Raw genomic sequence first — 10,891 nt, 5'->3', positions numbered from 1 at the left:
TGTGTTTTACGAACTCGGGGTACGACATACGCTTAAACCATCAGGCACAATTTTGATTCGAAAAAAGGGAACCAAGATTCCATTCAACATTCGGGGACAAAGGATTATCGAATACGACATAGGCCTAAAGGAATCAAGTGAAGCAAAAGATAAGATTGAGAGATTCATTCGCAGTAGTCTGCAAAAGCGAAGCGATGACAGCATTGTGTACCACGTATTCCCGCATTTGAAGGTGTCGCTTGAGTAGTCTCTAATCTGAGGGTACGATGTCATGCGAAAATTGACCTGCTTCGTCATTATCCCCTCAAATCGAGGGGAAAACAGAAAACAACCGGTTGCACTGGTCAGAGATGATAAGTGGGGCTGGGTTGAGCTACCATCTGGATGCCAAGTCCAAAACAGTAATGATATGGCTGTCGATTTTGATGGTGTTTATGAGCACATCATAAAAGCTGCCATAGACCAAGTAAACGACGAATATAGAGACAAACAGATATACATAGAGTGTACTCGTGGCCAAGACTTACCTGAAGCAGGCGACATTGTTCGTCAGTTAATCGAGCAAATCTGCACAGCGGATATTACGATTACAGACATTACTGGTCACAACCCTAATGTGTTTCTGGAGCATGGTATTCGTTTGTCTGTAAAAGACTCACTTAATATCTTGATCCGTCTTGAAGGAGTAGCATTGCCATTTAATATCGAGCAACTACGATGCATATCTTACACTCTGGGTCTTGGAGGACCCAGTAAAGCCAAAAAAGAGATAGTGAGTTTCATTCGAAGTTATCTAGACAAATTGGACGATGACAAAAAGCCAGTTGAGAGTAGCAGTTTTTACAAGGGCTACGTTGAAATACACAGTGGACGACAACTTGAGCGCAAGCTCATAGGCGCATTTGAAAACGCACCAAAACTGGTCGCTGACTTTATCCAGTTCTTGCTGATAAATGGGACAAGTCTACATCTCAAGCAAGAATCGTTCAAGTTCCTTGAGGCGATTGAGAAGGTACTACAGGAGGACCCAAGCGGGCAGCAGCGCGCGATCAGACATCTTGGAATGGTCAGTAATATCAAAGGCTTGAGCACAGAGAAATTGCAGGACATATACTACAGACTGTGGCTGCTCTGTGACGCAGATGACACCCTCAAAGAAAAGGGACAATATTATCTCCGCAAGGTTGAAGAATTGGAGGGCAACTAGAATGGCGAAAGAGTTTTCCAAGAAATATCTAAAGGCTAGAGCCTTGTCGTTAGTAAGAAGCGGTGAAATTGAGGCTGGCATTGAAAAGTATAAACAGTATTTAGGATTGAACCCAGAAGATGATGACGCTTGGGCAGGACTGGGGGGCGCCTATAGAAGAAAGGGTGATATTGGGCAAGCAATCGAGAGTTATGAGAAAGCCTTCAATATCAATGAACAGTCCACATACTCGCTGGTGAATATTGTGTCGCTAGGTGCGGCTCGAAACTGGGAACAAGATCAGGCAAAACGGAGAGTCTATCTCCCTAAGGCAATACGGCTGGTTAAGGAGGATATCGAAACAGGAGAAGGAGACTACTGGAGTTGGTACGATCTGGCCACGCTGCAATTAATCCAGGGAGATGTTGAAGAAGCTGTCAGAACCTTCAATTACGCTGCGGATTTGACACCAGCGACGGCCAAAGAAAAATTTCGGAGTGTGCTAAGCAACTTAAACTTTCTGAAAGAACATAACCCGTCAATTGAAGGAATCTCCGTTGTAATTGAGGTAATAAACCAACACTTGAGTTGAGATACCAATGATTTTAACTGAATCCCTCATATTGTTTAGCCAGTTCATTCTCGATGATGGCAAAACAGCCTTGGCTTCTTGAAAGCCCACTGAATTGAATAAGGAGGAACAAATGACTGAAGAATTGGCATATCTTGATGACCGTCTTGAAGGCCAGAGGAAATGGCATTCTAGCAAGGCCACTTGGAACAAGAACAGGTTCTACGTTGTCGAAATCATTACGCTTGTAGCTGGAGGGCTCATTCCGGTTATCAATGTGCTAGATGCTTTCCCTGAGCCTTGGCTACGAGTGCTTTCGGCCTCTCTAGCATCTGTGATAGTGATTGTTACTGGCATTGGCAAGCTATACAAGTTCCAGGAGAACTGGCTCAACTTTCGTGCAGTGGTTGAAATGTTGAAGCGAGAAAGAGAGTTTTATCTCTACGAAGTAGGCGAATACGCAGTGCGGAGTGATCGAAAACGTAGTAGAATATTAGTAGAACGCGTTGAAAGCATTCTGGGTAGTACAACATCCCAGTATGTGTCTATTCACGGAGCCGAACGCGAAGAACCTCAAGTATCACCTGCATCTGTGGCCGGGCAAGAACAGCCTACGGAATGAGATCCGTGCCTGCTACACCATTAGCGGGCAATACTCATTAGGGCAAGCACGATTTCGGTCCAAGTAAGCACGCCGGGCAGTGTCCTGTCTGACGAAATGTAATTGAAACAATGGATGCGGCTGTAGGTGCTGTTAACAGGATTTGAGCCCTTGATCGCCACTGGTCGCCTATTCGACGTTCGGGTCATCGTCGCGCTCTACATGGCCCGAAACTTGTTGAAAGTCAAATCATGCCTCCCGAGCCGGTTCATCCGCCTCGCCAAGCGCCCTCTCACGTTACGCCTCCCGAGCCAGTGCATCCGCCTCGCCAAGTGCCTCCTCGTGTCACCGTGAGGCATGACCCAACCCTCAAGATGGCCTGGGAGCGCTTCGCGCTCTTCGACGCCAATTCTGTACGCTATCAAACTAACTTCAAGAGACTGAGAACGTGGATTTTGGGGCTGGGAGTGCTCAGCACGGTCTTGGCGTTGATCCTAACGACCTTGTACTCCACCAAAGCTAACCCGAAAGGAGAGACCTATGCCTACTCATCACTTTATCAGTTACTCTTCAGCTGACGCGCTGGATTTCGCTCTGAAGCTGTGCGATACGCTGATCGCAGGCCCACCTTCGATCTCTGCATGGCTGGACAAGCGCGAATTGAAACCCGGGCAGGATTGGGACGAGCAGATCGTCGAGGCCATCCGCGCCTGCGACAGCTTGCTGTTCGTCATGACGCCCGATAGCGTCGAACCTCTGTCCGTCTGCAAACAGGAATGGACGCGCGCTCTCAAGTACAAAAAGCCCATCGTTCCCATCCTGCTCCATCGGGACGCCGAGATGCCGTTCCGCCTGGGCAGCCGGCAGTACGTTGATTCCACCGGCGCGTTCGAGCCGGCCCTGGCGAGATTGCGCACCCACCTGCAGTGGCTGGCGTCGCCGGAGGGCGTGCTGCAAGCGATGAAGGATCGCCTGGCCGACGCCCAACGCGATCTGCGCCGCGCCAGGGACGACGTGGAGCAAACGCGCATTCAGGATGAAATCAACGCCTTGAAAAGGCAAATCGCCGATCAACAGCGGGTGGTTGACGATCCGCAGGGGGCAGCGAGGCGCGTCGAGGAGAGCATCGAACGGGGGCTGGAACGGGAACGCCAGCCGGAGAAACCGGTCGCCGGCGTGAAGCGCACCAGGTTCATCAACCCGCCGCCGGGCGTAGCACCAAGCTACTTCCAGGATCGCTACGTCGAAATGGGGCTGATCGGTGATTTCCTGAAAGACGAGTCCAAGCGCTTGATGACGGTGGTCGGACGGGCTGGGATCGGCAAGACCACCATGGTGTGCCGCGTGCTCAAGTCGCTGGAAAGCGGGCGGTTGCCCGACGACTATCCGCTGAGTGTGGATGGCATCGTCTATCTGAGCACGAGCGGGTCGCATCGCGTGACGGTGCCCAACCTGTACACTGACCTGATCAAGCTGTTGCCGGACGACGTTGCGGAGAGGCTGGACGCGCTCTACAAAGACCCCCAGGCCGCCACCGAGGCCAAGATGCGGGCCTTGCTGGCCGCTTTCCCGCGCGGGCGCGTGCTGTTGCTGTTGGATAACTTTGAGGACCTGGTTGATCCCCAGACGCACGCCATCCGCGACGAAGAGCTGGACGAGGCGTTGCGCGCCTTGCTGAACCTGTCCCATCACGCCGTCAACGTGATCCTGACCACGCGCGTCGCCCCGCGCGGATTGATGCTGGTGCAGCCGGGCCGGCAGGTCCGCCTGGAGCTGGACGAGGGGCTGGAGTCTCCCTACGCCGAGAACATCCTGCGCGAGATGGACGTGGACGGCAAGGTGGGACTGAGAGATGCACCGGCAGACTTGTTGGACGAAGCCCGCCAGCGCACCCTGGGCTATCCGCGCGCGCTGGAAGCCTTGTTCGCCATCCTGTCGGCCGACCGCTACACGACCCTGCGCGAAGTTCTGGACGATGCGGAAAGGCTGCTGCCCGAACACGTGGTGGAGAAGCTGGTGGGAGAGGCCTTCAACCGGCTCGATCCCACGGCGCAGCGGGTGATGGAGGCGCTGGCCGTGTACGCCCGCCCGGTGACGCCTGCCGCAGTGGACTACCTGCTGCAGCCCTACCTGCCTGGTGTGAACAGCGCGCCGGTCCTGAACCGGTTGGTGACGATGCACTTTGCCCGCAAGGAAGCCGGTCGCTACTACATGCACCAGGTGGATCGCGACTATGCCTTTGCGCGCGTGCCCGAAGGCGAGGAGGCGGATCGCCTGGAGGAGGACGCGCCGCCCTACACCCGCTTCGCCCTGCTGCATCGCGGCGCGGAATACTTTCGGCAAGCGCGCAAGCCGCGCGAGGAGTGGAAGACGATCGAGGACTTAGCGCCACAACTGGCCGAGTTTGACCTGCGTTACGCCGGGCAAGACTACGACACGGCGGCGGACGTATTGACGGATATTGACTTCGACTACCTGTTGTTGTGGGGCCATTATCGGCTGATGGTTGACATGCACGAGCGCCTGCAGGGCAAGCTGAACGACCCGCGCCTAAAGCAGGCCAGCGTGGGCAATCTGGGTACGGCGTATCGGCTGATGGGGCAGGTCCAAAAGGCGATTGCCTGTTATGAGCAGGCATTGGTGATGGCCCATGAGGCGGAAGAACGCTGGGGCGAAGGTGCGTGGCTTGGCAACCTGGGTAACGCCTACAGCGACCTGGGGCAGGTGGAGGCGGATAAAGACCATCCGGGGGCCATAGAGTACTACGAGGCGGCGCTAGAGATTGCGCAGGAGATAGGCGACCGACGCGGCGAGGTGCTGGGTTGGCCAGCCTGGGCAACAGCTATGGTGAGTTAGGGCAGACCGCCCGCGCGATTGACTACTACGAGCAAGCGCTGACAATTTTGCGCGAGATCGGGGACCGGCAAGGGGAGAGCGCTGACCTTGTCAATCTGGCAGAAGTGCTGGTAGATGAAGGGCGCTACCCTCAAGCCATACAGCGCGCGCTGGAAGGCGTGAGGATTGGAGATGAAATCAGCAGCACGAGTCTTGGCAGCTATAGTAACGGCTACCTCGCTCTGGCTTACCTGTATGCGAGTGATCTGCCCGCCGCCCGTGCCGCTGTCGAGGCCGCGCGCCAGCACGACGAGCCGCAGAACAATCACTACGTCCTGGCGCTGCTGGGCGTGATCGCCCTGCGGCAAGGGGACCGCTCGGCGGCGCAACAGGCGTTTGCGGAGGCAGTTGCCCAGGCTGATGCCCTGCTGGCGCATACGGCTCAAACTACTATGCGCTGGATGTCAAGGGGTTGGTCCTGTGCGGGTTGGTCCTGTGTGGGGACAGGGAGAATCTGCCCGCCGCCATCGAAGCCTATCAGGCCGCGCGGGCGATCAACAAAGATGCCGGAATCGTAGGGCGCGTCTTGCGCTTGTTGGATGCGCTGGCGCTGGCGGCCCCGGACGGGGTTGAGGCGCTGTCCACTGCGCTGGCGGCGGCGGGTGGGGAATAGAGAGGATGCCGCCTTCTTCGACCGTCTGGCGGCAGAGCTGGCCAGCATCCCGTGCAGGCGAAGGTGAAAGGCAAGAACGTTGTCCAGTGTCATCTTCCCTGGGGAGAGGCCCATGAACGCAACGAACTTCGAAGGTATCAACCTCTTTGTCGCTATCTTTGCGCTAATCGTGGTTGCAGTACCTATTGCCATGCTGCTCTCGTTCTGGGTGCTGAGACGGTACCGCAATGCCGTCCTCAAATCAATGCTGGAACATGCGGGCGGCTCTGGCACAGGCAGTGCGCAGCCCGAAGCAGGAGATCGGGGGCAGGCTGAGCAAACGTCCCTGCCGGATCTGCAGCTCCAGGTCGTTGACCCGCATACGCGGCTTGAGCAAACAGGAACTGCCGACGCGATGCTGAAGCACGCCGATCGCACCAGGCTCAGAGTGGCCCTGGTATACGCTGTCGCTGGCTGTGTCCACGCCGTCATCGCCGCGATTCTGCTCTTCCTTTTCAATGACCTTGAATTCTTGCCGATCAGAACGCTCTTCGTATGGCTCATTCTGGCGTGGCCCACTGTTCCCACGGTAGTGACCGTTGCCGGCGGCAATCGTCTGCTCAAGGTGATTGTGCCGCTTTCATTGGCGCTGATCTCACTGCTGCTGATCACGTCAATTGATGTGGGGGAGTTGCTGTCCCTGTGGACCTACTTCCTGGGGATTCCCACGCTGATCACGCTGGCCGTCGGCAACCGCCGGCTGCGAGCAGTTGGCCCGATTCTCCTGCTGATTGTTTCTTGGGTTTTGCTCGGTGTTCTCTCTCTTGGGCTCGGCATCCAGGTTTTACCTGTCGGCCTGCTCTCCACGCTTCCCCTGGTGGTCATCCTGGGAATTGCGCTGATGGTGCTGCTGGGCTTCTGGGTCGTCGCCTGGCTTGGGTTTCGATGGTTTGCCCAGCGTTATGCCCGCAAGAAGTCAAGCGATCAGCTCTCGTGGTTGGCAACGTGGTGGTTGTTGTTCACGCTGTGGGAATGTCAGATCCTGTCAGTTACAGGGGGGTTACTGGGCTTCCTGGGATTGTTGGCCTTTGTAGGGTACGAAATCGTCTTGTGGATTGGGCTGCGTCCACTGCGCGCCGCTGCGTCAAGGCAACCCCCCCATCGCCTCCTGCTCCTTCGTGTCTTTGGCTTCCGTAAGCGCAGCGAACGCCTGCTGGGAGACCTTGAGCTGCGGTGGCGCTACCTGGGCAACATCCATCTGATCGCTGGCACCGACCTGGCGACGGCCAACCTGGAGCCCCACGAGTTTTTCGAGTACATGAACGGGCGGCTTAGCCGGCAGTTTGTCAAGAACGAGGAGCATCTGAGCCAGCGCATTGAAAGCATGGATCAGCTTCCCGATCCAGATGGGCGCTTCCGGGTCAACGAGTTCTTCTGCCATGACGACACCTGGCGCATGACCTTGCAGCGCCTGGTGTCGCAAAGCGAAGTCATCTTGATGGACCTGCGGGGTTTCTCGTCCAGGAACCAGGGCGTATTGTTTGAGTTGGCCCACTTGATTGACGTCGTGCCCGTGAGTGACATCGTTCTGGTCAGCGACGGCACAACCGATCAGGAATTCCTGGAAGCGAAGCTGAGCGAGATATGGCGCACCATGGACACTCGCTCGCCCAATCGCCAGCGGCCTGACGTACCTTTACGGGTACTGCGCGTGGACAGGCAGGACAGCAATGCTGTTCAGCAGCTCATGCGCCTGTTGTGCAACGCCGCACAGCGCGTTGCGGCGAGCTAGTGCGGACAGGCTGCCTTCTTTGGCCGTCTGGCGGCAGAGTTGGCCAGCATCCCGCGCAGGCGAAGGTGAAAGGCAGGAGGAAGAAAATGAGAGTGCGAGAGAACATCCTTCTTGCCGAAACGGGCATGGTCATAGCGACTCAAGGGGGACCGGGGACCTTGGGGATAGCGGTTGTGTCAAAGTAGCCGGCGGCGGTGGCCTGGACGCTTTGCCCGATCGTCTTCATTCACTTATCTTTCGGTTTGGGAAAGGAGTGAGCGAGTATGTCACGTATCTTCATTAGCTACCGGCGTGCCGACAGCGCCGGCTACGCTGGACGTTTGCACGACCGGCTAAGCCAGCGCTTTGGCCAAGGCCAAATCTTTATGGATATTAACACGATTGAGCCCGGCCTGGACTTCGTTGAGGTTATCGAAGAGGCGGTGGGCTCGTGCGACGTGCTGATCGTGCTCATCGGCAGGGAGTGGCTGACCATTACTGATGCCACTGGACGTCGGCGGTTGGATAACCCGCAAGACTTTGTCCGGCTGGAAGTCGCGACCGCTCTTGATCGGAACATTCGAGTGATCCCCGCGCTGGTAGGGGGCTCGACCATGCCCCATTTAGCGGATTTGCCAAACGCGCTTAAGAAGCTGGCCCGCCGCAACGCGTTGGAGATCAGCGACACGCGTTTCCACCACGACGTAGACCGGCTGATTGAGACGCTGGAGAAGGTGCTGGACGTGCCAGAATCACCCCCTTCCACACCTGAGGTGAGGAGAAGGGAAGAAGCTGTCCCAGCTCTCCAGTCCTTCGAGCCCGAAATGATCCTCATCCCCGCTGGCGAGTTCCTCATGGGCAGTGATCCCAACGTGGACAAAGACGCGCGGGACCACGAGCAGCCTCAACATACCCTGTACCTGCCCGACTACCACCTGGCCAAGACGCCGGTGACCAACGCCCAGTACGCGGCCTTTGTGCAGGCTACCGGCCATCGCCAGCCGGAACGTTGGAAAAGCGGCACACCGCCGGGAGGTAAAGGATATCATCCCGTGGTAAACGTCTCCTGGCACGACGCTATCGCCTACTGCCACTGGCTTGCCGGAGTCACCGGCAAGTCCTACTACCTTCCGAGCGAGGCCGAGTGGGAGAAGGGGGCGCGCGGGGCACAGATGGCCGAGTCTATCCCTGGGGGAACGTGTGGGACAAGTCGAGGTGCAATGTGGATGCGAGTTTATTAAGGGGCTTAGCTTCTTTGGTAGCTTCAGCTGCTATTGGGATAACAGCAGTTGGTCAGTACTCGCCACGTGGCGATAGCCCCTACGGCTTGCTGGATATGGCGGGCAACGTGTGGGAGTGGACGCGGAGCTTTCATAAGGACTACCCCTACGTTCCAGAGGATGGTCGGGAAGATCTTGAGGGTGCAGGTCCCCGTGTGCTGCGTGGCGGCTCGTGGTACTACGATCTGAACTTCGCCCGCTGCGCTTGCCGCGGCAGGGGCTCCCCAGGCAGCCGTGTCAGCAAAATTGGGTTTCGGGTGGCGGCTTCCCCCGGCTCTCCTTAAGCTGTTGATTTCTGGTTTCTGTATTTCTGAATTCTGAAGCGGGGGTCTGGGGGCGCAGCCCCCAGACGCTCGTGCATGGGCGTAACATGATCCTTCGATTCATCATCTACGGACTACTTGGCTGGTGCGGCGAGATCACCTGGACCGCGACCAGGGAAAAGCTCAGCGGGCAGCAGCGAGACTGGAAGCTTAGGGGCACCACCTATCTGTGGATGTTTCCCCTCTATGGCCTCATCGCGCCCCTGTACGAACCCCTCCACAACGCCCTCCGCGCCTGGCCCTGGCCGCTGCGGGGCGTTGTCTACATGCTGGGTTTCTGGACCATAGAGTACCTGGCGGGCTGGCTGCTGAAGCGTGTGATCGGCGTCTGCCCCTGGGACTACAGCCGCGCCCGCTGGCACGTGCGCGGCTTCATCCGGCTGGACTATGGCCCTGTCTGGTTCCTGGTCGGGCTGGGTTTGGAATCCGTCCATGATTTGCTGCTGCAATTGACGCCCGCCATCCAGCAGGCGCTGATTGGTTGAGAGGAGTTTTGAATCACTGATGACACTGATGGACACTGAGGCCTCCGCCGAGGCGTCGGCCGAGGCGTTCACTGAGATAACTGACTGTCGGAGCCAAGCCGGTCTTCAGTGTGTTCAGTGTGCTCAGTGACCTCAGTGGTTCAGTGATTCCAGGTGTGGCATGGGAGAACCACGGATTGGTAGGAAAACACGGATTCGTTTGAGACCTGAGCTAATCCGCAAATAAAATAGATAAGGGAGGCATTTACTTATGAACCTGAAACACAAAGCTTCAAAGAGGGTTATCGGCGTTCAGCCTTCAGCTACGGTTGCGGTTTCCGACAAGGCCCGGACCATGGCTGCACAGGGCTTGGACGTCATCAGCCTGGGTGGTGGCGACCCTGACTTCGACACGCCATCACACATCGTGGAGGCAGTTCTGGAGGCCGTACGCGAAGGGCATACCCACTACGTAGCCAGTTCCGGTGTGAGAGGGCTCCGGGCGGCCATAGCCGACAAGCTAAGAGAGGAAAACGGCCTGGAGTTCGACCCTGACGCGGAGATCATCATCACTCCAGGGGCGAAGCAGGCTCTCTTTGCCACGATCATGGCCACCGTGGACGAGGGCGATGAAGTGCTGATCCTTGATCCGGCCTGGGTTTCCTACGTGCCCTGTGTGCAGTTGGCAAGTGGCGTGGCTGTCCATGTCCCCTTGAGCGCGGAAGACAATTTCTGCGTCACGGATGCCAAATTGCGGCGAAAGCTGACTCCCAGGTCGAAGCTGATGATACTCAATTCGCCCAGCAATCCCACGGGACGGGTATTCACTCGAGAGGAGCTTGAGACCATCGCCACGGTGGCCCTGGAAAACGACCTGTTGGTCCTATCGGACGAGATCTATGAGAAGATCCTGTACGATGGTCACGAGCATATCAGCATTGGCAGTTTGTCCGGTATGCTGGATAGAACCATTGTCATCAATGGCTTCTCCAAGGCTTATGCCATGACGGGCTGGCGCTTGGGCTACGTGGCAGCCAAGGGGCCTTTGGCGAAAGAGATACTGAAGGTTCAACAACATTCGGTGACGTGTGCCAGCTCTTTTACACAATACGCCGGGATAGTGGCGCTAACCGGTCCCCAGGATGCAGTCTCCCAGATGGTCGAGGAGTACAGAAGGCGAAGGGACATCATCACCGCAGGCCTGAACA

10 protein-coding genes and 1 pseudogene are annotated in these 10,891 nt (G+C 56.8%); all 11 read left to right on the top strand.

What is annotated here, in order from left to right; all coding sequences use genetic code 11:
- Positions 1-247: pseudogene (locus tag ISS20_RS20215) on the top strand (hypothetical protein); the annotation flags it as partial.
- 24 nt (positions 248-271) lie between these two features.
- On the top strand, positions 272-1,207 hold the full coding sequence (locus ISS20_RS20210) for a hypothetical protein (RefSeq protein ID WP_291438979.1): 936 nt from the start codon (positions 272-274) through the stop codon (positions 1,205-1,207).
- Between the two features lies 1 nt (position 1,208).
- Positions 1,209-1,778 (top strand): tetratricopeptide repeat protein, encoded by a 570-nt coding sequence (locus ISS20_RS20205; protein ID WP_291438977.1) that lies wholly within the window; start codon positions 1,209-1,211, stop codon positions 1,776-1,778.
- 112 nt (positions 1,779-1,890) lie between these two features.
- Positions 1,891-2,379 carry a DUF4231 domain-containing protein gene (locus tag ISS20_RS20200; protein WP_291438975.1) on the top strand — a complete coding sequence of 163 codons (489 nt, stop codon included), beginning with the start codon at positions 1,891-1,893 and terminating at the stop codon, positions 2,377-2,379.
- A 519-nt stretch (positions 2,380-2,898) separates the two neighbouring features.
- Entirely contained in the window at positions 2,899-5,214 is a 2,316-nt protein-coding gene (locus tag ISS20_RS20195) for a TIR domain-containing protein (protein WP_291438973.1), read from the top strand.
- Positions 5,181-5,771: a tetratricopeptide repeat protein gene (locus ISS20_RS20190; RefSeq protein ID WP_291438971.1), complete on the top strand. Its 591-nt coding sequence runs from the start codon at positions 5,181-5,183 to the stop codon at positions 5,769-5,771. Before ISS20_RS20195 ends, ISS20_RS20190 begins: the two co-directional genes overlap by 34 nt.
- 207 nt (positions 5,772-5,978) lie before the next feature.
- Entirely contained in the window at positions 5,979-7,637 is a 1,659-nt protein-coding gene (locus tag ISS20_RS20185) for a hypothetical protein (protein WP_291438969.1), read from the top strand.
- A 263-nt stretch (positions 7,638-7,900) separates the two neighbouring features.
- A complete protein-coding gene (locus ISS20_RS20180) occupies positions 7,901-8,857 on the top strand; it encodes an SUMF1/EgtB/PvdO family nonheme iron enzyme (protein ID WP_291438967.1) in 957 nt (318 codons plus the stop codon).
- Positions 8,761-9,180 carry an SUMF1/EgtB/PvdO family nonheme iron enzyme gene (locus tag ISS20_RS23685; RefSeq protein WP_366828577.1) on the top strand — a complete coding sequence of 140 codons (420 nt, stop codon included), beginning with the start codon at positions 8,761-8,763 and terminating at the stop codon, positions 9,178-9,180. The genes ISS20_RS20180 and ISS20_RS23685 overlap by 97 nt, the downstream gene beginning before the upstream one ends.
- A gap of 86 nt (positions 9,181-9,266) precedes the next feature.
- Positions 9,267-9,704 carry a hypothetical protein gene (locus tag ISS20_RS20175; protein ID WP_291438965.1) on the top strand — a complete coding sequence of 146 codons (438 nt, stop codon included), beginning with the start codon at positions 9,267-9,269 and terminating at the stop codon, positions 9,702-9,704.
- Between the two features lie 250 nt (positions 9,705-9,954).
- The coding region (locus ISS20_RS20170; protein WP_291438963.1) for a pyridoxal phosphate-dependent aminotransferase at positions 9,955-10,891 on the top strand (937 nt) is incomplete at its 3' end.

The organism is Acidovorax sp. (genome assembly GCF_016783915.1).
Lineage (GTDB): Bacteria > Pseudomonadota > Gammaproteobacteria > Burkholderiales > Burkholderiaceae_C > Acidovorax.
Note: the sequence above shows the minus strand (reverse complement) of the source record. Positions and strands in the feature narration are given on the sequence as shown.